The sequence below is a fragment of the Geobacillus sp. E263 genome (genome assembly GCF_007197795.1).
Taxonomy (GTDB): domain Bacteria; phylum Bacillota; class Bacilli; order Bacillales; family Anoxybacillaceae; genus Parageobacillus_B; species Parageobacillus_B toebii.
Genome location: NZ_CP041632.1, coordinates 2866976 through 2892426, shown reverse-complemented (window position 1 = coordinate 2892426; position 25451 = coordinate 2866976). Strand labels below are relative to the sequence as shown.

The 25451-nt window shown below is 42.5% G+C and carries 22 protein-coding genes and 4 pseudogenes; 20 read left to right on the top strand and 6 right to left on the bottom strand.

The genetic code is table 11. The annotated features are described in order from the left end of the window. Positions 1 to 16 precede the first annotated feature (16 nt). From FNL97_RS14815 to FNL97_RS14805, 3 genes are all read left to right on the top strand, one after another. The gene (locus FNL97_RS14815) at positions 17 to 880 is read left to right on the top strand and encodes an amidase domain-containing protein (RefSeq protein WP_143416060.1); all 864 of its coding nucleotides are present in this window, start codon (positions 17 to 19) and stop codon (positions 878 to 880) included. A 23-nt stretch (positions 881 to 903) separates the two neighbouring features. Beyond that, positions 904 to 1377 carry a tRNA (uridine(34)/cytosine(34)/5-carboxymethylaminomethyluridine(34)-2'-O)-methyltransferase TrmL gene (gene trmL, locus FNL97_RS14810; RefSeq protein WP_012749226.1) on the top strand — a complete coding sequence of 158 codons (474 nt, stop codon included), beginning with the start codon at positions 904 to 906 and terminating at the stop codon, positions 1375 to 1377. 321 nt (positions 1378 to 1698) lie between these two features. Then, positions 1699 to 3594 carry a PrkA family serine protein kinase gene (locus FNL97_RS14805; protein WP_062756314.1) on the top strand — a complete coding sequence of 632 codons (1896 nt, stop codon included), beginning with the start codon at positions 1699 to 1701 and terminating at the stop codon, positions 3592 to 3594. A 524-nt stretch (positions 3595 to 4118) separates the two neighbouring features. On the opposite strand, the gene FNL97_RS14800 is transcribed toward FNL97_RS14805, so the two are convergent. Next, positions 4119 to 5555, bottom strand: a complete 1437-nt coding sequence (locus FNL97_RS14800; protein WP_143415142.1) for a DDE-type integrase/transposase/recombinase — start codon at positions 5553 to 5555, stop codon at positions 4119 to 4121. 169 nt (positions 5556 to 5724) lie between these two features. Here FNL97_RS14800 and yhbH point away from each other — a divergent pair, with 169 nt between their 5' ends. Continuing rightward, positions 5725 to 6882 carry a sporulation protein YhbH gene (yhbH, locus tag FNL97_RS14795; protein WP_012749229.1) on the top strand — a complete coding sequence of 386 codons (1158 nt, stop codon included), beginning with the start codon at positions 5725 to 5727 and terminating at the stop codon, positions 6880 to 6882. Positions 6883 to 7179: 297 nt separating this feature from the next. Here yhbH and FNL97_RS14790 read toward each other — a convergent pair whose 3' ends face one another. Beyond that, the gene (locus FNL97_RS14790) at positions 7180 to 7968 is read right to left on the bottom strand and encodes a DUF8580 domain-containing lipoprotein (RefSeq protein ID WP_143416059.1); all 789 of its coding nucleotides are present in this window, start codon (positions 7966 to 7968) and stop codon (positions 7180 to 7182) included. A 377-nt stretch (positions 7969 to 8345) separates the two neighbouring features. Beyond that, a pseudogene (locus FNL97_RS14785) lies at positions 8346 to 8750 on the bottom strand (sensor histidine kinase); the annotation flags it as partial. Between FNL97_RS14785 and FNL97_RS14780 the strand changes: the two are divergent. From FNL97_RS14780 to FNL97_RS14750, 7 genes and pseudogenes are all read left to right on the top strand, one after another. Beyond that, positions 8739 to 9005: pseudogene (locus FNL97_RS14780) on the top strand (cation:dicarboxylate symporter family transporter); the annotation flags it as partial. The pseudogenes FNL97_RS14785 and FNL97_RS14780 overlap by 12 nt on opposite strands. Positions 9006 to 9122: 117 nt before the next feature. Next, entirely contained in the window at positions 9123 to 10301 is a 1179-nt protein-coding gene (locus FNL97_RS14775; RefSeq protein ID WP_062678920.1) for an RNA-guided endonuclease InsQ/TnpB family protein, read from the top strand. 170 nt (positions 10302 to 10471) lie between these two features. Next, positions 10472 to 10741: pseudogene (locus FNL97_RS14770) on the top strand (cation:dicarboxylate symporter family transporter); the annotation flags it as partial. A 300-nt stretch (positions 10742 to 11041) separates the two neighbouring features. Further along, positions 11042 to 11656: an NAD(P)H:quinone oxidoreductase gene (gene wrbA / locus FNL97_RS14765; RefSeq protein ID WP_012749237.1), complete on the top strand. Its 615-nt coding sequence runs from the start codon at positions 11042 to 11044 to the stop codon at positions 11654 to 11656. Positions 11657 to 11763: 107 nt separating this feature from the next. Further along, the gene (locus tag FNL97_RS14760) at positions 11764 to 12591 is read left to right on the top strand and encodes an aldo/keto reductase (protein WP_143416058.1); all 828 of its coding nucleotides are present in this window, start codon (positions 11764 to 11766) and stop codon (positions 12589 to 12591) included. A 194-nt stretch (positions 12592 to 12785) separates the two neighbouring features. Continuing rightward, the gene (locus FNL97_RS14755) at positions 12786 to 13475 is read left to right on the top strand and encodes a zinc metallopeptidase (protein ID WP_143416057.1); all 690 of its coding nucleotides are present in this window, start codon (positions 12786 to 12788) and stop codon (positions 13473 to 13475) included. A 60-nt stretch (positions 13476 to 13535) separates the two neighbouring features. Then, positions 13536 to 14882 carry a hemolysin family protein gene (locus FNL97_RS14750; protein ID WP_143416056.1) on the top strand — a complete coding sequence of 449 codons (1347 nt, stop codon included), beginning with the start codon at positions 13536 to 13538 and terminating at the stop codon, positions 14880 to 14882. Positions 14883 to 14909: 27 nt separating this feature from the next. On the opposite strand, the gene FNL97_RS14745 is transcribed toward FNL97_RS14750, so the two are convergent. Then, entirely contained in the window at positions 14910 to 15824 is a 915-nt protein-coding gene (locus FNL97_RS14745; protein WP_143416350.1) for an RluA family pseudouridine synthase, read from the bottom strand. 125 nt (positions 15825 to 15949) lie between these two features. Between FNL97_RS14745 and FNL97_RS14740 the strand changes: the two genes are divergently transcribed. Continuing rightward, entirely contained in the window at positions 15950 to 16348 is a 399-nt protein-coding gene (locus tag FNL97_RS14740) for a YhcU family protein (RefSeq protein WP_143416055.1), read from the top strand. A gap of 31 nt (positions 16349 to 16379) precedes the next feature. Here the strand turns inward: FNL97_RS14740 and FNL97_RS14735 are convergent, their stop codons facing one another. Both FNL97_RS14735 and FNL97_RS14730 read right to left on the bottom strand, forming a co-directional pair. Further along, positions 16380 to 16856: a thioredoxin family protein gene (locus FNL97_RS14735; protein WP_143416054.1), complete on the bottom strand. Its 477-nt coding sequence runs from the start codon at positions 16854 to 16856 to the stop codon at positions 16380 to 16382. Beyond that, positions 16853 to 17293, bottom strand: coding sequence for a disulfide formation protein C (locus FNL97_RS14730; RefSeq protein ID WP_081189042.1), 441 nt, complete (start codon positions 17291 to 17293; stop codon positions 16853 to 16855). Before FNL97_RS14730 ends, FNL97_RS14735 begins: the two co-directional genes overlap by 4 nt. 157 nt (positions 17294 to 17450) lie before the next feature. Here FNL97_RS14730 and FNL97_RS14725 point away from each other — a divergent pair, with 157 nt between their 5' ends. The 8 genes and pseudogenes from FNL97_RS14725 (at position 17451) to FNL97_RS14690 (ending at position 25376) form a co-directional block, all read left to right on the top strand. Further along, on the top strand, positions 17451 to 19139 hold the full coding sequence (locus FNL97_RS14725) for a glycoside hydrolase family 13 protein (protein ID WP_143416053.1): 1689 nt from the start codon (positions 17451 to 17453) through the stop codon (positions 19137 to 19139). Positions 19140 to 19243: 104 nt separating this feature from the next. Beyond that, complete coding sequence (locus FNL97_RS14720; protein ID WP_062678929.1) at positions 19244 to 19687, top strand: CBS domain-containing protein; 444 nt, start codon at positions 19244 to 19246, stop codon at positions 19685 to 19687. Between the two features lie 99 nt (positions 19688 to 19786). Then, on the top strand, positions 19787 to 21535 hold the full coding sequence (locus FNL97_RS14715; RefSeq protein WP_143416052.1) for a phospho-sugar mutase: 1749 nt from the start codon (positions 19787 to 19789) through the stop codon (positions 21533 to 21535). A gap of 31 nt (positions 21536 to 21566) precedes the next feature. After that, on the top strand, positions 21567 to 21815 hold the full coding sequence (locus FNL97_RS14710) for an SDR family NAD(P)-dependent oxidoreductase (protein ID WP_286173391.1): 249 nt from the start codon (positions 21567 to 21569) through the stop codon (positions 21813 to 21815). A 94-nt stretch (positions 21816 to 21909) separates the two neighbouring features. Next, the gene (locus FNL97_RS14705; protein ID WP_015863580.1) at positions 21910 to 22992 is read left to right on the top strand and encodes an RNA-guided endonuclease InsQ/TnpB family protein; all 1083 of its coding nucleotides are present in this window, start codon (positions 21910 to 21912) and stop codon (positions 22990 to 22992) included. Positions 22993 to 23040: 48 nt separating this feature from the next. Continuing rightward, a pseudogene (locus FNL97_RS14700) lies at positions 23041 to 23538 on the top strand (SDR family oxidoreductase); the annotation flags it as partial. Positions 23539 to 23608: 70 nt separating this feature from the next. Then, positions 23609 to 24742 carry a GAF domain-containing sensor histidine kinase gene (locus tag FNL97_RS14695; protein WP_143416051.1) on the top strand — a complete coding sequence of 378 codons (1134 nt, stop codon included), beginning with the start codon at positions 23609 to 23611 and terminating at the stop codon, positions 24740 to 24742. 16 nt (positions 24743 to 24758) lie between these two features. Continuing rightward, a complete protein-coding gene (locus FNL97_RS14690; RefSeq protein ID WP_143416050.1) occupies positions 24759 to 25376 on the top strand; it encodes a response regulator transcription factor in 618 nt (205 codons plus the stop codon). Positions 25377 to 25451: the final 75 nt, after the last annotated feature.

Here is a 25451-nt window from a genome sequence, read left to right as displayed (position 1 = left end):
GAAAGCGGTGAGCGATGTGAAAAAACAGCTGCAATATTTATTAGAAAAAAGAGCTCAACTTTTTGTGTCTAAAGACGAACGCAATGTAGAAGAAGCAGTGGAAAGGAAGCAGCGGCTATTCGAGAAACGCGGCGCAGAAATTGTCCGCTGTTCCATTAATAGCCAAATTGTAAGCAAGCATGTAATGGAAACTGGGGGGAAGCTTGCTTATTTAGCTCATTATCAATTTTTAATAAAGCATGGCAGCAAGATGTACGTTGAGGAACAAGTGGAGGAAAGAAGAGCGTATTTTGAACGTGGAGAGTTAGTGAAAGATGAAAAAATAATTGTGAGCGAGGAAATGGTCCCGCCTCGTTTAGAACGTGAGATGTTAGTGGATGAAAGAATTTCATATAAATATGATCGAGCAAAGGCGGTGCGTTATGCTGAAACGTGGTGGAACAGCTACAATCCAGCTTTTCCACGGTTTGAAGTAGATTGCACGAACTTTGTCTCCCAATGTTTATACGCAGGTGGAGCCCCGATGACAGGGTATCCGAATCGCGCAAAGGGATGGTGGTGCAAAAACAACAATTGGAGCTATAGTTGGGCGGTGGCACATTCTTTCCGTTGGTACTTGAGCGGAGCGCGTGTTGGATTACAAGCGGTTGAAGTATCATCGCCAGAACAATTGATGGCTGGAGATGTGATTTGTTACGACTTTGAAGGGGACGGTCGTTTTAATCACTCAACGATTGTTGTAGCGAAGGATGCGAACGGAATGCCGTTAGTGAACGCTCATACAACAAATAGCCGCATGCGCTATTGGTCATATGAAGATTCCACGGCGTATACACCTAATATTCGCTATAAGTTTTTTCATATCATTGATCGAAAATAACAATATAGTTTGAGGTGATCGATATGCCACTACATGTAGTACTATATCAACCGGAAATTCCAGCAAATACGGGGAATATTGCACGTACGTGTGCAGCAACAGATACAGCGCTTCATTTGATTCGTCCGCTCGGTTTTTCGACCGATGATAAAATGTTAAAACGCGCCGGTCTTGACTATTGGCCATATGTAAATATTTCTTATTATGATTCATTGGAAGAGTTATTTGAGCGGTATCCAAACGGAGAATTTTACTTTATCACTAAATTTGGAAAAAAATACTATGATTCTTTCGACTTTAGTGATATGGAAAAAGATCATTTTTTTGTGTTTGGACGTGAAACGACGGGATTGCCAAAAGATTTGCTTGAAGCAAATATGGATCGCTGTCTGCGCATTCCGATGAACGATAAAGTCCGTTCCTTAAATTTATCCAATACTGCAGCTATTTTAGTCTATGAAGCGTTGCGTCAGCAAAAATTTAACGGTTTATTTTAAATAAAAAACGACCTTCTGAAAAGGAGGTCGTTTTTTATGCATTAATTTTTTACACCTGGTTTATCTTCGTAGCCAGCTGTAAAGATCGCGGTTAAAAAAGCGATGATCACGCCTAATACAAGCAATGTACGCATCGCGATTCCTCCTTCACGAAATGGTTGCTTCATCTCCTTCATTATAGCGAATATGACAAGCGTTGTGAATGGCAAGTATGGGCCGTGGCAGTCAGACAAAATTTTTTTTGCGATGAATGATTCGGGACATCCTTGCATACATTGTAATAATCTTGTTGTTAAGACATCAAGGATAAGGAGGTCCTTTATGGATATTTTAAAGAAAATCGAACAATATCGGGAAGAAGAGGAACGGTTAAAATGGGAAGGTACGTTTGCAGAGTATTTAGAGATTTTAAAAGAAAAGCCATGGGTTGCTCAGTCCGCTCATTCACGCGTTTATAATATGATTAAAGATGCTGGAGTCGAAGTAGTAAATGGAAGAAAACGATATAAGTTTTTCAGCCATCAGCTATTTGGATTAGAGGAGGCGCTAGAACGTCTAGTAGAAGAATATTTTCATCCAGCGGCAAAGCGGCTTGATGTGCGCAAACGTATTTTGTTGTTGATGGGTCCTGTCGGTGGCGGAAAATCAACACTTGTTACATTGCTAAAACGGGGGTTAGAGGAGTATTCGAAGACAGAACGCGGCGCAGTGTATGCGATTAAAGGATGCCCGATGCATGAAGATCCGCTTCATTTAATCCCACCTCATTTGCGCGATGATTTTTATAAAGAGTATGGCATCCGCATTGAAGGAGAACTTTCGCCGCTGAACATGATGAGATTGGAAAAAGAATATGGCGGGCGTATTGAAGATGTAATGGTAGAGAGAATTTTCTTCTCGGAAAATAAACGGGTCGGCATTGGAACGTTCAGTCCGTCTGATCCGAAATCTCAGGATATTGCTGATCTCACGGGAAGTATCGACTTTTCAACCATCGCTGAATATGGTTCAGAATCAGATCCACGCGCCTATCGATTTGATGGTGAGTTAAACAAGGCGAACCGAGGAATTATGGAATTCCAGGAAATGTTAAAATGTGATGAAAAGTTTCTATGGCATTTGCTTTCTTTAACGCAAGAAGGAAATTTCAAAGCGGGGCGATTCGCGCTCATTAGCGCTGATGAGCTAATTATCGCCCATACGAACGAAACGGAATATCGTTCATTTATCGCGAACAAAAAGAATGAAGCGCTCCACTCGCGGATTATCGTCATGCCAATTCCATACAATTTGCGTGTGTCGGAAGAGGAGCGTATTTATGAAAAAATGATTCGGGAAAGTGATGTAGCTGATGTTCATATTGCTCCGCATACGCTTCGAATTGCCGCAATGTTTACGATTTTAACGAGATTGAAAGAATCGAAACGGCCGGATGTCGATTTAATTAAAAAAATGCGACTCTACGATGGCGAAATGGTCGAAGGATTTAATGAAGTAGATGTAGAGGAATTGAAAAAAGAACATCCGGATGAAGGAATGAGCGGCATCGATCCTCGTTACGTCATTAACCGAATTTCTTCGTGCATTATTCGCAAAGAAGTTCCATCGATTAACGCGCTAGATGTATTGCGATCCTTAAAAGAGGGGCTTGATCAGCATCCGTCTATTTCCAAAGAAGATAAAGAGCGGTATTTAAACTTTATTTCGCTTGTCCGGAAAGAATACGATGAAATCGCCAAGCAAGAAGTACAAAAGGCGTTTGTCTACTCCTATGAGGAGTCGGCGAAAACGTTGATGGACAATTATTTAGACAATGTAGAAGCATACTGCAATAAAACGAAGCTGCGCGATCCGTTGACAGGAGAGGAAATGAATCCAGACGAAAAACTCATGCGCTCGATCGAAGAGCAAATCGGCATTTCGGAAAACGCGAAAAAGGCATTTCGTGAAGAAATTTTAATTCGTATTTCCGCCTATGCCCGAAAAGGACAGAGGTTTGATTACAACTCACATGAGCGGTTGCGGGAGGCGATTCAGAAGAAACTATTCGCTGACTTGAAAGACATTGTAAAAATCACCACTTCATCGAAAACGCCGGATGAGCAGCAATTAAAGAAAATTAATGAAGTAGTGGCACGCTTGATCGATGAATATGGCTATAATTCTACGTCAGCAAACGAATTGCTTCGCTATGTCGGCAGCTTATTAAATCGTTAGCATGCCTAATGTTAGGCATGCTTTTTTACTCAAATAGCAGTCTGATGATGTATCAAAAAAGAAAAAGCTTATATTCTTTGTTTTGTACTTTTTTAGGCTTGTCCAACAAAAATTTACATGTTCATTTTCGTAATAATTTGTCAATTATTTCGTTTTTTTGCATAGGATAGAGTAAACAAACCGTCATTTATTCATTATGTTTGTTATGACGCCAACATAAATATATGCTTCAAGATAAAAAAGTGTGAAAACATTTTAAAGGTAGCGTCAAAAGTTTTATGAAAACTCCACATCCGCCATCCCATGGAGCATCGTAAGGCATCCTTGGAGCCGGATTCGCCCTTGACCAACACCCGCCAAAGGTGTGAAAGGGACGTCAAGGGCGACGGGGACAAAAAAGAGGGCATAGGAAAGCCGCCCTTGCCCTTACCGAATTTTACCTTTGACGAGGTTCGGTTGGTCAAGGGTTCGCTTCGCCGAATCCGGCTGTTCTTCTGATCCATGGGCTCCGGCGGACAAAAAAGTTAGGCTGCCTCTTGTTGGAGGAAATCTTGAGCCATGGCGATCAGCTTCGTCCACCGGGCCGGCATATGGGGCAGGTCGGCGAGCTCCGGGATGACGACAGGAACCCGGCCTTCGAGTGCACCGTGCGGGCGCAGGAAGTTGAAATACGCCACAAACAGCGTGACAAAGGAGACCGAGCCTTCTTCCGCGCCAAATCCGTGAGTCGGCCGATAGTTGCCTTTAAACGTCCGGTTGAATCGCTCGATGATTTGTTTGAGCGCGCGGAACTCTTCGGACACCGGATCCTCATTGGTCAGTCCGATCACTTGGCGGACGTCAAACGGAATCCCGTGCTGGGCAAAAAAGTGCTGCGCCAGCAGGTAAATGGGATTGCCGTCGACGACGAACGACAAATCGTCCGGGATGGACGGCAGCTTTCGCAGGACGTCATCGATGGCCCGGATGGCCGACAACGCATCCCGGTGGGGCGAGACGCGATACGACAACACCACTTTTTTCACGGCATCAAACATAAAAAACAGGTAATGCCAGCGTCCTTTCACGCGAATATACGTCTCGTCCCCACAGAACGAGCCGGACAGCTCGTACGGGAACTGGTCGACAAATGGCTGAATCATGAGCGCGACGCTATTGGCATAGTTGAGCACCGTCTGATGGGAGATCGACACGCCATGCACATCCTTCATGATTCCGGCTGTCTGTCTGGAGGACATCCCATAGTTAACGTAGTACGTCAACACGAGTCCGAGGGTGTGCGACGACACCGCCAGACGGGACAAATCGACCTTTGGCTTTTTCGGCGACGATGGGGCCAATGGTTGAAAGTCAAACAAAAACTCACGGAACAGATACCGCACCTTGAAGGCTTGAGGGTTCTGCTGGAATTGTTGGCGTTCCTTTTGGCTCATCCGGCGAAGGTTCTTTTGGTAAAACGGGCAGTCGTTGTTCTTGCACTTGTAGATGTAGTAGTCCTTGCGTTCTTTGATTTTCTCAAGCGTTTGGAAGCAGTGCGGGCAACGAAAGACCGCTTGCTTTTTGAACCGATTTCGATGGTTGAACCGGCATTGGCACACTTTGCATTGGTACTGCCCTTTTCCGCCGTTGTTGGCGTACAGGTAGGATGACGGCGCCTGGCAACGGGGACACGTCAACGAATCCGGAACACGGTGTTTAGCGTTGTCCCGGCGTTGGATCGGCGGCAACGGACGGCCGTGCCGGGCTTCGTAGTCGGCTAAAAGCTGCCGGTAGTCAAGTGTTTCTGGGACATCGATGATGGGAAGGTCATCGACTTGAAGTTTTCGGTACGGTTTTCGAACCGGTTCGTCCATGTCTTTGCGGCTTAAGGATTTTCCTAATAAGGCACCAATTAAATAGACAATGATTTGATGTTGGGACTTGATTATTTCGAGCAAATAGGCTAATAATTGAGGTAACAAGCTTGTCACTCCTTTGTTTTGGGTGTTGGGTGTGGGGTTACCTCAATGATGGCCTAAAACAACGGGGGTGGCAAGCTTTTTTTATTCTAACCGTTGAAACTCAATGAAAAACAGTGAGTGTGGAGGATAAACTTTTGACAATACCCATTTTAAATGAGGAGGGGAAAAAATGAAAGGAAACTTTGTTATATCGAAAGAAGACTGGTCCCTCCATCGGAAAGGACATGACGATCAAAAACGACATGAAGAAAAAGTAAAAGAAGCAATTAAAAACAATTTGCCAGATTTAATTACAGAAGAAAGCATCATTATGTCAAACGGACGTGACGTCATTAAAATTCCGATCCGTTCTTTGGATGAATATAAAATTCGTTATAATTATGAGAAAAACAAACATGTTGGTCAAGGGAACGGAGACAGTCAAGTTGGCGATGTTGTTGCAAGAGATGGATCAGGGGAGGGACAAGGGCCTGGAACAGGGCAAGGAGCCGGCGACTTGCCCGGGCAAGATTATTATGAAGCGGAAGTTTCGCTAATGGAATTGGAAGAAGCGTTATTCAGCCAATTGGAGCTGCCGAATTTACAAAGAAAAGAAGCGGACCAAAACGTTGTAGAACATATTGAATTTAATGATATTCGCCGTACTGGTTTAACGGGGAATATCGATAAAAAAAGAACGATGCTCGCGGCATTTAAGAGAAATGCGATGAATGGCAATCCAAGTTTTTATCCGATTTATCGTGAAGATTTAAGATATAGAACATGGAATGAAGTGGTAAAGCCAGATTCGAAAGCAGTTGTTCTTGCGATGATGGATACAAGCGGCTCAATGGGATTGTGGGAAAAATATATGGCACGCAGTTTCTTCTTTTGGATGACCCGCTTTTTACGTACAAAATATGAAACGGTGGAAATCGCATTTATCGCCCATCATACAGAAGCAAAAGTGGTTACCGAAGATGAATTTTTCACAAAAGGAGAAAGCGGAGGCACGATCTGTTCTTCCGCCTATCGAAAAGCGTTGGAGCTCATTGAAACGAAATACTCGCCATCGCGTTATAATATTTATCCGTTCCACTTTTCGGATGGAGATAACTTGACATCAGATAACGCCCGTTGTGTCAAACTTGTTCAAGAACTAATGAAAGTGTCCAACATGTTTGGATATGGAGAAGTAAATCAGTATAACCGCCACTCGACGCTAATGTCTGCTTACAAAAACATCAAAGATGAAAAATTCCGTTATTATATCCTCAAACAAAAATCAGATGTATTCCATGCGATGAAAACATTTTTCCGGAAAGAAGAAAATAAGGCGTTCGTATAACCCTCTGTTTCGAATAGGGGGTTTTTTCCTTTCGTTTGCTGATATAAGAAAAGGCCCCGTTTGCATGCAGAAACAGGACCAATTTCTTTTTGATATGGGTGAATGATGAAGAAAGTATTTTAACCTTTTTCCAAAGAAGTCTCCCTCCTCTAAATGTAGGGAAGCAGGGAGTTGAATTAGGAGTTTTTTTGACAAATAATAAGAACGTATGTTTGTTTGTAAAAGTTTCTTCTACGCAGAAGCTTCTTCGCTGGAGATGGCAAGAAACTCCCACCTCTAAATATAGGTGGGAGAGACTTATTGTGACGAGCTGACAGATTCATTTGGGTTCGCCGCTTCTTTGTCTTGCTTGGCTGAATCTGTTTTTCGTATTGTTTCTATCATTGCTAAAGCAGGAGCAAGTTCTTCCTTATCTTTTGGCGTTTGAATCATTACAAGCATAGGAACAGGGCTGCTTGTAGCGATGACATGAACCGTCATATTTTCCGATTGTGCGGTATACCAAGCGGCTCCTTTCAATGATTCTGGCAGATTTGCGCTGTCCTGGCGAGCGGCATCGGAAGACACTGCTTGTGCGTGTTCTTCCGCTAGTTTCGCATAATCTATTTTATTCCCTTCTTCATGAAGAAGGCGGATTCTGACAAAGCTGTTATCTCGCAGCAACAAGTCGGAATGCGGCTCTTCAGCTTCAAGCTCCCATCCTTTTAGTACATATAAGGAAAAACCTTGGTTGTCGCTTGTTTTTAAAGAAGCAGTTTCTTTCACTTCTTTTCCATCGACCATATAAGATAATTGCATTTCGGAAGGGCGCGCTTCTTCTTGTTGTTTGTTTTCTTCTGCATTAGTTTGTTGTTTGTTTTCTTCATTAGTGGCACCGCCATTTTCAGAGGCGCTGTTTTCGTTTTTAGAAGAAGATTGTGATGTCTCTGATTTCCCTGTGTTGTCCGATTGCGTCGTTTCCGTTTGGGTTGTGTCCTTATTAGAAGGATTCGGTTGTTTTACTTCATTTGTTTCTTTCGTTCCACAACCTGAAACAAGCGCGATCGCCATGATGGCAGTTATAAACGGTTTCCAAGTGAATTGCATCCATCATTCCTCCTTAATTTATCTATCACTTATTATATCAGTCGAAACATGAAGGAGGAATGTTACGATGGAAGTATTTTTGTTACAATAATTATAATTAGTAGCGTACGTACGTTTTTGGCATGCAATCATTTTTTGCAACCGTTGCATAAGCATATTGCAAAAGCCTCCATCATTCCTGTTTTTATTTCATCGGTCCGCCATCGTTTTTCGCGAAGTTCCACCGTCACATGAATAATGTTTTGAATGGATCGTTATTATTATAATATTCTCGCTTTGCTTGGGGATTGGCTTCTAAAACTATATGGGCTCCAAGCCATTCCATCGCACATAGAAACAAAATCAACAATATTCCGCTTATCATCGATTCTTCCTCCTTACATGTCAAAGGTAATTGTAAATATCGTTCCTTTTCCTTTTTCTGACTGCACATCAATATGCCCTTTCCCTTTTTCGACAATATGTTTCACTAAATATAAACCGATGCCGCGCCCGTTTTCGCTTTTGGTTGAAAATCCTTCCTCGAAAATACGGTCGAGATGTTTTTCATCAATACCTTGGCCGTTATCTTCCACCGAGAGAGAACAAATTTCCTCATTTTGTTCAATGCTTACATATATTTCTTTTTCCCGGTCCGTAATGCCTTGAAAGGAATCAAACGCGTTTTCAATCAAGTTTCCAAGAATAATGACAAAATCATGATGGTCTAGTGCAGGTGGAAAAGCATGCAGACGGCTATGGCGGTCGATGATGACGCGAATGCCTAATTCCTTGCCGCGGCGGGATTAGGAGAAAAAGCCAAACCGGTTATTACCTTATTTGAGCGTTTGGCGGACATTTTCTTCGGTGTTGTTAATATGATCATGAAAGTATCGCCAATTGCAGCGTTCGGCGCGATGGCGTATACGATTGGCACATTTGGAATCGGTTCATTGCTTTCGCTTGGAAAATTAATGGCTTCTGTGTATATTACGATGGCGCTATTTATTATTGTCGTACTCGGACTTATCGCGAAGTTTTACGGGTTTAATATTTTTAACATAAATTAGCCAGAAGTCCCCCACCTCTACAGGTGGGGGATGAATGGCTTCTTTTTTGTTTCTCCCTTCTTTTTTGATTTTCGATAGAATACAATAAACATAGGGGGTGAGAATATGTATCGAACGCTGAAAACCCGTTTTCGAGCGAAAAAAGAAGTGATGGACAAACTTTTTGAATGCAATCGCATCTCCGCAGAAGTTTGGAACGAATGCCTTCGTTTGGCGAAAGAACATCATTTGGAAACAGGAAAATGGATAACCAAAACGGAACTGCAAAAAGCAACAAAAGGTCGTTTTCCTATCCACAGCCAAAGCATCCAAGCAGTTGTGCATAAGTATATTTTTGCTAGAGACGGAGTGAGAGAAGCACGGAAAAAAGGCGAAAAAATCAAATATCCATACAAAAAGAAAAAACATTTCAACACGAAATGGGCAAAAGATGGGTTTGTTTTGCATGAAGAGGGAACGTTGGAACTGTCGCTAGGAATTTGGAAACGGAAAAGGCAACAACCGCTCGTAGTCCAAATCGATAAAGAACAAATTCCAAACGGACAAGTAAAAGAAATCGAGTTGGTCTATGACCGTGGTTTGTGGCTTTGTTTATCGTATGAAGATGGAAAAGAACCAAAAGAGAATAAAAATCAAAACCGTGTCGCTATTGACCCAGGGGAAATTCACACCATCGCAGCCGTTTGTGAAAATGGGGAAAGCCTCATTATCACGGGAAGAAAAATAAGAAGCATCCATCGGTTGAGAAACAAAAAATTAAAAGAGCTGCAAAAGTTGATGTCTCGTTGTAAAAAAGGTTCGAAGCAATGGAAAAAGTATAATCGTGCCAAGCAATATGTGCTTTCGAAATCAGAGGCACAACTAAAGGATGCACTGCACAAAACCACGAGACAATTTGTTCGTTGGTGTTTGGAAAACCAAGTGAAAGAAGTGGTTATTGGGGATGTCGAAGGAGTACAACGGAACACGAAAAAGAAACGAAACAAAAAGACCAATCAGAAGTTATCCAATTGGTCTTTTGGAAAGTTATATGATTATTTGGAATATAAGTTGAATGCCGAAGGCATCCAATTGGAGAAAAAAGACGAAAGTTATACCTCGCAAACATGCCCTGTTTGCGGGAAGAAGAACAAATCTTCTTCTAGAAATTATAGTTGCTCTTGTGGTTATCGTCAACACCGTGACATCCACGGAGCGATGAATTTATTTACTAAAGTGTATTATGGTGAAATCCGACCATTGGAATTTACGGTCAAACCGTTTACGTATCGACGGATTGCATAAGCAAGAAGTCGTAGATGGCGAGTTCCCGCCCTTGAGTATCATGGATACTCATGTTGCCTGTGGTTCCCAACGGGACGGGTGCCAGGCGTTGCCTGCAGATAGGCTGCCAACCATCCTATCACGCATCCACCCCGAAGGGAAAACAGGAAACCCCCACTTCGATAAGTGGGGGAGGTTCATTGTTAACGTCGAAAGGGGCAGCAGGGGTCACAGGTTCCGGATTTATTACACTTGCGGCGACTTTGGCAGCGTTCCCGATGATTCCAGTAGAAGGAATCGCGTTATTGCTTGGCGTAGACCGCTTTATGTCGGAAGCGCGTGCCATTACAAACTTAATTGGCAATGCTGTAGCGACTGTTGTTGTTTCTAAGATGGAAAATGAATTTCATCCTTCTGAAGAACAACATGCAGAGAGAACGAAGATGGTTGTTGCAAAGTAAACTTTAGCAATTCGACATCACCTATGCTTTTCTGCCAGTTCGATGCAACATATGAAGGCAGGCAAATTTTTGCCGCTTATGGCAGAAAAGCATTTTTTATTTTAAAAATTTGACAATAAATCTAATTTTTTATATCATAAATCTTGAATTCAAGATTTATGAATTCAGTGTTTATAACGATCTTGCAAGAATAATGAATGGCATGCAAAAAAATGGAGAAATTACAGTTGGGAAATCCGGCAAGGCCGTGAAACACTCATTTTTTCCACGAAAAAATTCGTGTAAAGGGGAGAATAGACGATGGAAAATGTAAAATTAGCCATTATTTATTACAGCTCAACAGGTACGAACTATCAATTGGCAAAATGGGCGGAAGAAGCGGCGAAGGAAGCAGGGGCAGAAGTAAAAGTAGTAAAAGTTCCTGAACTCGCTCCAAAAGAAGCAATTGAATCGAATCCAGCGTGGAAAGCTCATGCGGAAGCAACGAAAGATGTCCCAACAGCTACGTTAGCGGACTTAGAATGGGCGGATGCGATTATTTTCAGCGTGCCGACTCGCTTTGGCAATATTCCTTCGCAATTAAAGCAATTTTTAGATACAACCGGCGGATTATGGGCACAAGGAAAGCTTGCCAATAAAGTGGTCAGCGCCATGGCATCTGCAGGAAATGCTCATGGCGGCCAAGAACAAACCATTTTACAACTATATACAACAATGTACCACTGGGGTGCGATCGTAGTAGCGCCTGGATATACGGATCAATCTGCTTTTGTTGCAGGAGGAAATCCATACGGAACGAGTGTGACAGTCGATCAAAACGGAAAAATAGTAGAAAATGCGGAAGCTGCTGTGAAACATCAAGCGCGCCGTACCGTTCAAGTTGCACAATGGGTAAAAAATGGAATGCAACAATAGGATGAGGTTTTGCCCTCATCTTTTTTTATGCATATATTTTGCTTTTTTCCATATACACAAAGATAATAAAAGTAATAATAAATAAATTTTAGAAAAGGTGAGAAAATATGAAACATTTACAAGATCGTGTTACATTACATAATGGAGTGCAAATGCCTTGGCTTGGACTTGGAGTTTATAAAGTGAAAAACGGAGAAGAAGTCATTAACGCGGTGCGCACCGCCCTAGAAATTGGGTATCGTCATATCGATACAGCGGCGTTTTACGAAAACGAAGAAGGAGTTGGGCAAGCGGTTCGCGAATCAGGCATTCCGCGCGAAGAAATATTTATTACGACAAAAGTATGGAACTCCGATCAAGGATATGAGACAACATTGAAAGCGTTCGAAACAAGCCTCCAAAAGTTAGGCCTTGATTATGTAGATCTATATTTAGTGCATTGGCCGGTAAAAGGAAAATATAAAGAAACGTATAAAGCGTTGGAAAAGCTATATAAAGATGGACGTGTTCGCGCAATTGGCGTAAGCAACTTCCAAATTCACCATTTAGAAGATTTAATGGCTGATTGCGAAATTAAACCGATGGTAAATCAGGTGGAATATCATCCTCGCTTGACGCAAAAAGAACTCCATGCTTTCTGCAAACAACACGGCATTCAGCTTGAAGCATGGTCGCCGCTGATGAGAGGAGAAATTTTGCAAGAACCAACGCTTGTGGAAATTGGTGAAAAATATGGGAAAACTCCAGCACAAGTCGTCCTTCGTTGGGATTTGCAAAACGAAGTTGTCACGATTCCAAAATCCGTAACGCCACAACGCATTAAGGAAAACGCGGATGTTTTTGATTTTGAGCTAACGGCAGAGGAAATGGCAAAAATCGACGCGCTAAATTTGAACAAACGAATCGGACCAGATCCAGATAACTTTGATTTTTAATTATGATGCGAGAAAAAGGGGCTTTTCCGTTGCGAGAAGTCCCTTTTTGCAAAAACAAAATTTGTATATATATTCAAATTTTTTATGTTAACCATTTATAAATTGTATTATTTGACGTATGAAAGATCGTTAAAGTACAATAAATATTAGTATACACATTTACATGTGATACAAAAATAACGGAGGGTGCTGCAATGCTATTCCATCCGATGGATTTTCTCATTCTCATTGCCTTTGGCATTTCGCTATGGGCGCAATTTAAAGTATCAAGCAATTTCAACACTTGGTCGCAAGTTCCTGCTTCTTCCGGATTATCAGGTGCGGAAGTTGCGCGCATGATTTTGGACCGCAACGGTCTTTATGATGTGCCTGTCGAAGTGGTGCCAGGAAGATTAACGGACCATTATGATCCGATTTCGCGCACTGTTCGTTTATCGGAACCGGTATATTACGGCCGTTCGATCGCTTCCATATCGGTTGCCGCGCACGAAGTCGGGCATGCTGTACAACATCAACAATCATATGGTGCGTTAGTGCTTCGGCATCGCATGTTTCCAATTGTAAACTTTGCATCAGGAGCGGCGCCATTTTTATTGTTGGCGGGATTTTTATTCCGACAGCTTTCGCTAATTGGATTAGGCATTATTTTCTTTTCATTTGCCGTTGCTTTCCAACTCATTACGTTGCCGGTAGAGTTTAACGCAAGCTCGCGGGCAAAAAAATTTATGTTAGCGGAAGGCATTATTTATCCGGATGAAAAGCGCGGCGTCAACAAAGTATTGGGAGCGGCCGCATTGACATATGTGGCAGCAACGCTCATTTCGGTTTTAGAATTGTTAAAATACGTTTTAATTTTTACGCAGAGTAACAATAATGAAGAATAAGGATATAAACCTGTCTGTAGGAGGTGTGATCCGGGCGCGTTATCCGCGTCCGGAAACCAATTGGACATAGTTAATTTGTTGCTGGTGGCATTGCTTATTGCATGTACCGCTTTTTTCGTAGCTTCGGAATTTGCGATTGTCAAAGTTCGCAGCTCGCGCATTGACCAATTAGTTAGCGAAGGAAATAAACGGGCGATTGCTGCCAAAAAGGTGATCTCCAACCTTGATGGTTATTTGTCGGCGAACCAATTAGGCATTACGATTACATCGCTAGGGCTTGGTTGGCTCGGTGAACCAACGGTGGAGCGGATATTAACACCGCTTTTTGAACGTATTCATTTATCGGAGTCGATTTCGCACGTTTTATCCTTCGTTATTGCCTTTTCGACGATTACGTTTCTTCACGTCGTTGTCGGCGAGCTGGCTCCAAAAACGTTTGCCATCCACAAAGCGGAGGCGATTACACTGCTTACAGCTCAACCGCTTATTTTATTTTATAAAGTGATGTATCCGTTTATTTGGACGCTCAACAATTCCGCGCGCCTCGTCGCCAGAATGTTTGGGTTAAAGCCAGCTGCAGAACATGAAATTGCCCATTCCGAAGAAGAGTTGCGCCTTATTTTATCAGAAAGCTACAAAAGCGGAGAGATTAACCAATCAGAATATCGATATGTGAACAATATTTTTCGATTTGACGATCGGGTTGCAAAAGAAATTATGGTACCGCGCAAAGAAATTGTTGCGCTCGATATTAATCGAAGCGTGAAAGAGAATTTGGAAATTATTAAAGAGGAAAAATATACTCGTTATCCAGTTATTGATGGCGATAAAGATCACGTTCTTGGACTTATTAATGTGAAAGAAGTGTTTACCGATCTTGTTACAAATCCATCCGAAGAAAAACAAATGAAAGATTATATCCGCCCAATCATTCAAGTGATTGAATCAATCGCGATCCATGATTTGCTTGTGAAAATGCAGAAAGAACGCATCCACATGGCCATTTTAGTCGACGAATATGGCGGAACATCGGGGCTTGTTACCGTCGAGGATATTTTAGAAGAAATTGTTGGAGAAATTCAAGATGAATTTGATGTAGATGAAATTCCGTTGATCCAAAAAATTGATGAAACACGTACGATTATCGATGGGAAAGTGCTGATTAGCGAAGTAAATGATTTGTTTGGCCTCTCCATTGATGATGAGGATGTCGATACGATTGGAGGATGGATTTTAACGAAGCATTATGATATTAAAGTAGGCGATAGCGTCGAAATCGACAATTACTTGTTTACGGTGAAAGAGATGGACGGCCACCACGTAAAGACGATAGAAGTAGTAAAACAGGAGAAAGAAGAGAAAGCGGCAGATCATGAACTCGGTGAAAAAGAGGAATTGCATTTATGAGGCAGACGTTTATAGGACGTCTGCCTTTTATGGTGGATCCATGTAAAACCGAGCGATATCAACAGGAAAATCATCAACGTGAGCGATGCATGAAATCATTTCGTTCGTAAAAGGATGCAAGAACGATAGTTTAACGGCGTGAAGTGCTTGTCGATGAAATGTCTCTTTTCCGCCATAAAGAACATCTCCGACTAACGGATGACCGATGTAACTCATATGGACGCGGATTTGATGAGTGCGCCCGGTATCGAGGGAAAGCTCTACGAGCGATGTTTGTTCATCGGGAAACGTATGTAAGACGCGGTAGTGTGTTACCGCTTTTGCACCCGTTTTCGAAACTCTTCGCCTCGTTGGATGATGGCGATCGCGTCCAATCGGTGCAGAAATCGTTCCTGATTTATTTTTTAGGATGCCATGGACGAGCGCTACATACGTCCGTTTGATGAGCCGTCTCTCCAACATCCGATCAAGCGTGGCTCCTGCAAGCGTATGTTTGGCAAACAAAATCGTTCCCGATGTGTCACGATCAAGCCGGTGAATATGCCGTACTTTCGTCAAAATCCCTTGTGATTGTAAATAAAAAGCGACCGCATTCGCTAAAGTCCCTGTTTGAGAAGGTTCAGAAGGATGGATATCGATTCCAGCGCCTTTATTAATAATAAGGAGATGCTCGTCCTCCCATAAAACGGAAAGCTCTCGATATTCAGGAATAATGATGGAAGGTTCAGGTTTATAAAGGTGCAACTGCAGGCGGTCTTTTTCTTTTAATGGCGTTTGCCATGATGCTTCTTTTCCGTTGAGCTTGATTCCTTTTTCCATTCGCAGCTGATGAGCTAACTTTTTAGAGGCGCACCATACTTCTTTTAGCAACGATTCAATCGTACGTCCTTCCCAAAAAGAAGGAATGACGCATTCAAGCCAGTCTCCTTTTTTAGACCACATCATTATTTCACTCCAAAATTTCAAAACAGTGGAAACACTTTCTACCTCAATATATGTATCAGATATGATACACTCATAGTAGCGTTTTATAGTATGTTATGCAAGTGCGAAAAGGTGGTAAGAACATGAAAATGGTTTATGCAGCCACGAAAGAACAAGAGGAATATATGAATTATTTAGTCAATTATTTTTACACAAACATTTTTCCGTATTATTTTGATGATGAACAAATTAATAAGTTTGAAAATTTGAAAATCCTTTCATTACCAAGGGAATACGTTACATACAATGGGACAATGAAAGAAGCATTTCAAATTATTTCATCACTTCAATCATTAATTACTGTGATTGAGTATGTAGGAAAAAGCGGAGATTGCAAGCGGTATCGCGATCTATTTGAGCGGAACGTCAAATTACTTAGGCGGTACGGTATTGCGTTTCCGTTTATGATCGAGCAGTTTATGAGCAAGCGTCATTACCCATGCAGTATGTATTTGCCTTCACAAAGCGATTGGTTAATGTAAGATGGAGCTCGTCCATCACAGGGCGAGCTCCTTATTTATTGCTATGTTGAATCGAAGAAAACCAGTCACGGAAAACGGCTTCTTCATGATAGCCATCGATTCGTTTTACTTCTTTCCCTTTTTCATAATGAACAAGGGTTGGTGTTCCATCAATATGGTACTTATCCCATCCATCTTCAAATTCAAGCAAATTAAACATTTTTAAGTCAATGCCCATTTGTTTTGCCAAAGGGACGACGATCGGAGTTGTTTTTTTGCAGTGCGGACAAGTCGGGCTGTAAAAATAGACGGTGACCGTTTCTTTGTTTTTTAACTTCTGGTCTAATTCGTCGGGCAAAATGATGTTTTGATAATTTGGATCATCCAGCTGCGCAACAGTTGCAGGGTCAAGTTCTTCTTTATGATAAGGATTATTTTTGGCAGCTTGTTTTTGCTGATACGATGTGATAAAGGAGATCGCCGCAAACAGCGCTACAATAATCGATCCGAAGATAAGGAGCTTTTTCAACTTATTTTCCCTTCTTTCTCTTTACGAATAATGAAGATGCTTAATACACTAATGAGAAAAAATGCAACTAACGCTAAAAATGGAATCGTAATAAAGCCAAGCCAATTAATGTACTGTCCCGTGCAAGGGACGCGGCCGCACGAAATCGCATGGGTTTGGAAAAACGGAATTTTTTGCAGAGCATAATGGTAAAGCGAAATCGTTCCACCGATGATGGATAATGCAAGGCTATAGCGAGCGATGCCATATTCTTTCCGAATGGCCGCAAGCCCTAACAAAACCACCTGTGGATACATAAAAATGCGTTGAAACCAGCAAAGATCACAAGGGGTAAATTTTAAAATTTCGGAAAAGTAAAGGCTACCAAGCGTCGCGATCAATGAAATTCCCCAAGCGCCAATAAGCGCGTTTTCCAATGTTTTGGCATTGTTATTCATACTGTAGTCCCCTTATTTCTCATGTTTATTGCCATTTTCATTATATTGGACGAAAAGGAGAATGTAAAATTTTGAATATATATAGCCGCTCCTTTTTGTTTTATAGTACAATACTTATGTGCAATCGTTTTCATATATGTACATAGAGGTGAGAAATTTGGAACGAGCATGGTGGAAAGAAGCGGTTGTGTATCAAATTTATCCGCGCAGTTTTTACGATTCCAACGGGGATGGCATTGGCGATATCCGCGGCATTATCGCGAAACTTGATTATTTAAAAGAACTTGGCGTGGATGTGGTATGGCTATCTCCGGTATATAAATCGCCAAATGATGACAACGGATATGATATAAGCGATTATCGGGAGATTATGGATGAATTTGGTACGATGGAAGATTGGGAAGAAATGCTTGAGGAAATGCACAAACGCGGGATTAAGCTAGTGATGGATTTAGTCGTCAATCATACATCAGATGAGCATCCGTGGTTTATCGAATCAAGAAAGTCAAAGGACAATCCGTATCGCGACTACTATATATGGCGGCCTGGAAAAGATGGAAAGGAACCGAACAATTGGGAGTCATGCTTTGGTGGTTCTGCTTGGGAATATGATGAAACAACAGGAGAATATTATTTACATCTTTTTTCCAAAAAACAACCTGATTTAAACTGGGAAAATCCGAAAGTACGCCGCGAAGTGTATGACATGATGAAGTTTTGGCTTGACAAAGGCGTCGACGGCTTTCGGATGGATGTCATTAATATGATTTCGAAAACACCAGGATTACCGGATGGTGAACCGCAGGAAGGAAAAAAATATGTTTCAGGAAGCAAATATTTTATGAACGGTCCGCGCGTTCACGAATTTTTGCAAGAGATGAACCGGGAAGTGTTATCAAAGTACGATATTATGACGGTTGGAGAAACGCCGGGAGTGACTCCGAGAGAAGGCATTTTATATACAGATCCGTCTCGCCATGAATTAAACATGGTGTTCCAATTCGAGCATGTGGATTTAGATTCAGGGCCTGGAGGAAAATGGGATATTCGTCCGTGGTCATTAGCCGATTTGAAAACAACGATGACAAAATGGCAAAAAGAGCTAGAAGGAAAAGGATGGAACAGTCTTTACTTAAACAATCATGATCAGCCACGCGCTGTTTCTCGCTTTGGCGATGATGGAAAGTATCGTGTGGAATCGGCGAAAATGCTTGCAACATTTCTCCATATGATGCAAGGAACTCCATATATTTATCAAGGTGAAGAGATCGGAATGACAAATGTGCGCTTTCCGTCGATTGAAGACTACCGGGACATTGAAACGTTAAACATGTATAAAGAACGTGTGGAAGAATACGGTGAAGATCCACAAGAAGTGATGGAAAAAATTTATTACAAAGGACGTGACAACGCGCGCACACCGATGCAGTGGGATGACAGCGAAAACGCAGGATTTACAACGGGGACGCCATGGATTCCAGTAAATCCAAATTATAAGGAAATCAACGTAAAAGAGGCTTTAGCGGATCCAAATTCGGTGTTTCATTATTATAAAAAATTAATTCAACTTCGCAAGCAGCATGACATTATTGTCTATGGAACATATGACTTAATTTTGGAAGACGATCCGTATATTTACGCATACACACGCACATTGGGAAATGAAAAGCTGATTGTTATTACTAATTTTTCTGAAAAAACTCCTGTTTTCCGGCTTCCGGATGATATCACCTATAAAACAAAAGAGCTGCTTATCAGCAATTACGATGTTGATGAAACGGAAGAACTGAAAGAAATTCGCCTGCGTCCATGGGAGGCGCGCGTATATAAAATCCGTTTGTCATGAAACATTTGCTTTTCCGGTGCCAATACTAAACGGTGCAAACATTATTTTCTACCTATATCCTCCCGCCAATCCGCCCATAATAATCGGTGAAAGGGGAGGATCACATGAATAACAACAGCAACAAAGTTCAAGACGTTATGACGAAAAATGTAGCGACAGTTTCTCCTAACCAAACAGTTCAAGAAGCTGCGCAAATCATGAGCCAAAAAAATATTGGGGCTCTTCCAGTAGTGGAAAACGGTCAAGTAAAAGGAATGATCACGGACCGTGATATTACACTTCGTACATCGGCGCAAGGAAAAGATCCAGCTTCCACTCCTGTATCGGAAATAATGACGAATCGTGTGGTCACTGGTACGCCTAATATGAGCGTTCAAGAGGCGGCAAGTGTGATGGCGCAACATCAGATTCGTCGTTTGCCAATTGTCGAAAATAACCAACTTCAAGGAATTGTCGCTTTAGGCGATATCGCGACAAACAGCGCGTCCGATCAAGCGGCGGGACAAGCATTGACAAACATTTCTGAGCCGTCGCAACCACAAGGATAAAAAAATGAAGGATGTCTCTGACATATGAGACATCCTTTTTCTTTTATGAAGGATATTGTATGATGATAACGAATACATAAAGAAAGGGAGGGATGTCCGTTGGATTGGAAAAATAAATATGAACAATGGTTAGCACATAAGTCATTAGACAAAGAATTAAAGCGTTTATTAACAGAGCGTCAAGACGACCTGAAATGGCTGGAAGATTGTTTTTATAAAAACTTAGAATTTGGCACAGGCGGCATGCGGGGAGAAATTGGTCCGGGGACAAACCGGATGAACATATACACGATTCGGAAAGCATCAGAAGGTTTGGCGCGATACATAGAGTCCTTTGGCGAAGAAGCAAAAAAACGCGGTGTTGTCATTGCCTATGATTCGCGGCATAAGTCTCGGGAATTTGCGATGGAAGCAGCGAAAACATTGGCCACTCACGGCATTCAAACATATGTATTTGATGAGCTGAGACCGACGCCGGAGCTTTCGTTTGCTGTTCGTTATTTGCATGCATTTTCCGGCATCGTCATCACCGCAAGCCATAATCCGCCAGAATATAATGGATATAAAGTATATGGAGAAGATGGGGGGCAGCTTCCTCCAGACACGGCAGATGCGGTGATTCGATACGTCAATGAAGTGGAAAATGAACTTGATATCCATGTTGAGGACGAAGCAATTTTAAAAGAAAAAGGGCTCATTCAAATCATCGGCGAAGAAGTGGACAATGCTTATATTGACGCTGTAAAAACGGTCTCCCTTCAACCGAAGCTTGCGGAAGAAGTCGATATTCACATCGTTTTTACACCGCTTCACGGCACATCAAACAAACCGATTCGCCGCGCGTTAAAGGAACTTGGATACCGAAATGTATTTGTTGTTAAGGAACAAGAGCAGCCAGATCCGAACTTTTCCACAGTTGCATCGCCAAACCCAGAGGAGCATGCGGCATTTGCGTTAGCGATAGAGTACGGCAAAAAAGTCAATGCTGACTTGTTAATTGCGACAGACCCTGACGCCGACCGATTAGGGATTGCCGTAAAAAATGAAAAAGGCGACTATGTTGTATTGACCGGAAATCAAACAGGAGGCTTATTGCTTCATTACCTGCTATCCCAAAAGAAAGAAAAAGGGATATTGCCGCAAAATGGCGTGGTGCTAAAAACGATTGTAACCTCCGAGTTTGGCCGCGCGATTGCGCAATCTTTCGGCTTAGATACGGTGGATACATTAACAGGATTTAAATTTATCGGCGAAAAAATAAAAGAATATGAACAGACCGGTCAGTATACGTTCCAATTTGGCTATGAGGAAAGCTATGGCTATTTAATTGGTGATTTTGTACGTGATAAAGACGCGGTCCAAGCAGCGGTATTAGCGGTGGAAGTATGTGCTTTTTATAAAAAACAAGGTATGTCTTTATATGAAGGATTGCTGCAATTATTTGACCAATACGGCTATTACCGTGAAGGACAGCAGTCATTAACGTTAAAAGGAAAAGAAGGTGCGGAAACAATCCAGGCTATCTTAACATCTTTCCGCAATGAACCTCCGGTAGAAGTAGCAGGAAAAAAAGTAACCGTGATCGAGGATTACAAAACGAAAGAACGGGTAAATACTGCGGCTGGCGAAAAAACAATGATTACACTTCCAACTTCCAACGTATTAAAGTATTTGCTGGAAGACGATTCATGGTTTTGCTTGCGTCCTTCGGGAACAGAGCCAAAAATCAAAGTATATTTCGGCGTGAAAGGGAAGTCATTAGCCGACAGTGAAGCAAAGCTGCAACAACTTTCCAATGTAGTGATGAAACGAGTTCATGACTTTCTTCGTACTGCTTCGCTATCTTAAATAATAAACATAACAGAAAGGATCATGCCACATGTTAACAAACCAAGTAGCGATTGTCACAGGAGCTTCTCGAGGAATCGGAAAAGCCATTGCGTTTCAATTGGCGGAACAAGGAGCAAAATTAGCGCTCGTGGGAAGTTCTCAAGAGGTTTATGAAACGGAAAAAGAGCTGAAAGAAAAAGGATTCTCTTATGTGAAGGCGTTCCAAGTGGACGTTGCCAATGAACAGCAAATGCAAAAGATGGTCACGAGAACATCCGCCGGAAGCCCACTGCTTTAGCTGTGGGAGGAAGGCGGGGGTTATATTTTCAATATATATTGAATTTTTCGTTCAGTATAAGTACACTGGATTTAGAAAGGTAGGTGAATCAAGAATGCTCTGCACTCTCAAGATTAAATTAATGCCAACTCTTGAACAGTTTCATGCGCTGCTGGAAACAATGAAACGGTTTAACCAAGCATGCAACTATATTAGCGAGATTGCTTTTCGCTCCAGAACCTTTTCCAAAACGAAAATCCAGCGGCTTTGCTACTATGACGTCAGGGAAAAATTTGGCCTCTCTGCCCAAATGACCGTTCGTGCCATCGGCAAAGTGTCGGAAAGCTATCGTTTGGATAAAAAAACCTTGCATAACTTTAAAGAAACCGGTGCCATCGTGTATGATGAAAGAATCCTGTCCTTTAAAGGGTTAGAGTATGCTTCCATCCTTACCTTGCAAGGAAGAATGGAAATCCCTATGGTCATTAGCCGCTACCATCAAGGTTTGCTGTGCGGCAACCGTGTTCGGGGTCAAGCCGATTTAGTCCTTCAAAACGGTATTTTTTATTTACTGCTCGTGGTGGACGTTCCCGAAGGCCAGCCCAATTCCGAAAACGGATTTATCGGTGTGGACCTTGGCATCATTAATATCGCCGTCGATAGCACCGGTGAGGTATTTTCCGGCTCGAAGGTCAACGGGCTGCGCCGCCGCCATGCGAAACTTCGCGCCAAACTCCAAAAGAAAGGCACCAAGTCAGCGAAACGCCTGCTTAAAAAGCGTTCCAAGAAGGAAAAACTATTTGCCCGTGATGTGAACCACTGCATTAGCAAGAAGATTGTTGAAAAGGCAAAGGCACTCGGATGCGGCATTGCCCTTGAAGATTTAAAGGGCATCCGCCAACGCACCGAGAAAACGGTTAAAAAGCAACAGCGTCGTCAACACTCTTCTTGGTCTTTTTATCAGTTGAGAAAGTTTATTGAGTATAAAGCGGCGATCGCTGGCGTGCCGGTGGTATTGGTTCATCCAAAAAATACTTCCCGCACCTGTCCGGTTTGCGGACATGTGGCCAAAGAAAACAGACCGTCAAGGGATCAGTTTTGTTGTCGAGCTTGTGGGTACGCTGCCCCTGCCGACAACGTGGCTGCGGAAAACATCCGCAGGGCTGCTGTCAACCAGCCGAACGCGGCAGCCAATTAGGCTAGTTGCAAGCCCACGGCTTTAGCCGTTGGGTAGTTGACAGAAGTATTAGAAGAGTTTGGACAAATCGATATTCTCGTCAACAATGCAGGGATCGGATTTTTTAAAGAAGTGGAAGAGACAACTGTGGAAGAATGGGAACGTATCTTTGCCGTTAATGTTCAAGGCGTGTTCATCGGAGTAAAAGCCGTGCTTCCGCATATGAAAGAAAGAAAATCGGGAACGATTATTACCATTTCTTCCGATGTCGGCCGCTACACGATTCCGAACGGAGCGGCATACACCGCGACCAAATACGCTGTTCAAGGATTTTCCGGTTCGCTGGCGCAGGAAGTAAGAAAATACGGCATTCGCGTTGGTACGATTAACCCAGGAATGGTTGATACATACTTCGCCAATTCGGTCCAAGGCGTTCCGGAAAAACGCGATTGGCTAAAAGCCGAAGATGTCGCCAAAGCAGTCGTCTATATGGCAAGCGCTCCAAAGCACATGCTGATCGATGAAATCGTCCTTCATCCGCTCATTCAACAGTATCCTATTGCATAAGCCGAAAAAGACAATGCCGAAGGTCGGCGTTGTCTTTTTTCTATACGATTGGAGCGAAGGGGGAAGAAAAATGAGCAAGGACAAGCAGGATATTCAAGAATTGCTTACATTAAAATCCATTGCCGAAACATTGAATGAGTGCAATGATTTAAAGGAAATGCTGCAGACGGTATTAAAGGAATTAATACAAGTGATGAAACTGCAATGCGGCTGGATTTTTTTTGTTCATCCAAAAGAAGGATACTCTCTTATTGCTGACTATCAATTACCTCCTGCACTGACATGGGAAAATAAGAAGCCGATGTGCGAAGGAGGCTGTTGGTGTTTAGAACGGTACAGAGATGGGCGGCTGCAGCGGGCTGCGAACGTTATTGAATGCAAACGGCTTGGAAAGGCAATCGAAGAGCAATGGGGAGATACCAACGGCGTCACCCACCACGCGAGCATTCCCCTTCGTGCGGGGGACGAAAAATTTGGGGTGCTCAATGTAGCCGCTCCGCATAAAACAAGCTTTTCTAATAAGGAACTGGCATTATTAGAAGCGGTTGCTTATCAAATCGGGACAGCAATCAAGCGCATCAAGCTCGCGGAAAATGAACAAAAACTCGCGTTAATCGCGGAACGCAACCGCTTAGCGAGAGATTTGCACGATTCGGTGAGCCAATTATTATTTTCGCTGCAGTTGACGGCGCGTGGCGCAAAGGAAATGACGGAAGATGAAACAATAAAAGATATGTTCGCCTACATTCAGCAATTAGCGCAAGAAGCCCTTCAGGAAATGCGGGCGCTTATTTGGCAGCTTCGTCCGCACGGTTTGGAACATGGACTAGCCAACGCCTTTCAGCATTACGGAGATATGCTCGGGTTAAAAGTAACCGTGGATATTAACGGACTGATCGATTTATCTAATGAAGTCGAAGAATGTTTATGGCGAGTGGGGCAAGAAGCATTGAATAACTGCAAAAAACATGCGGGAGTATCCGAGGTCGATATGGCGATCCACGCCCAAAAGCACCATGTCCATATGAAGGTGCGTGATAAGGGATGCGGATTTTCCAAGACGGATGGACATCCTTTTTCTCTCGGCTTAAATAGTATGAAAGAGAGGGTCGCATCGTTAAATGGCGACATTCATATCAAAAGTGCCGCAGAGGAAGGAACGACGATTGATGTCATCATTCCGTTGAAAAAGGGGAGAGGATAATGGGGTCAACGTACTTATTGTGGATGACCATCATGTTGTTCGGCGAGGATTAGTATTTTTTCTCCAGACGCAAAAAGAAATCAACGTCGTCGGTGAAGCGGCCGACGGCAAAGAAGCGGTGGAACGAGTGAAAGAACTGCAGCCGGATGTCGTGTTAATGGATTTGGTCATGCCGGTCATGGATGGTATTGAAGCCACGAAAAAAATAAAGGAACTGTCTCCTCATACGAAGATTCTCATTTTAACCAGTTTTTCTGATGTGGATCATGTTATTCCCGCCATTCGCGCCGGCGCGTCGGGGTATCAATTGAAAGATGTGGAACCCGATCAGTTAGTACAGGCGATTATATCTGTGTACCGAGGCGAAAATCAGCTTCATCCGAAAATCACTGCTCATTTGATGACTCACTTGTCCAAAGGGGATCGTAAGGAACAACTTATTGAAACGCTGACGAAGCGGGAAAAAGAAGTGCTTGCGGAAATTGCAAAAGGAAAAAGCAATAAAGAGATTGCTGCAGCATTGATGATTACGGAAAAAACAGTCAAAACGCATGTATCCAATATACTTGCCAAGTTAAATCTTGCGGATCGTACCCAAGCAGCTCTTTATGCCGTAAAACATCTCAGACTTTAGTCGTATTCTTTTTTTGGCCAATTCCGTAGAAAAAGATCCCCCGATTTGATGAGGTAGGAAACAGCTCCTTTTGCT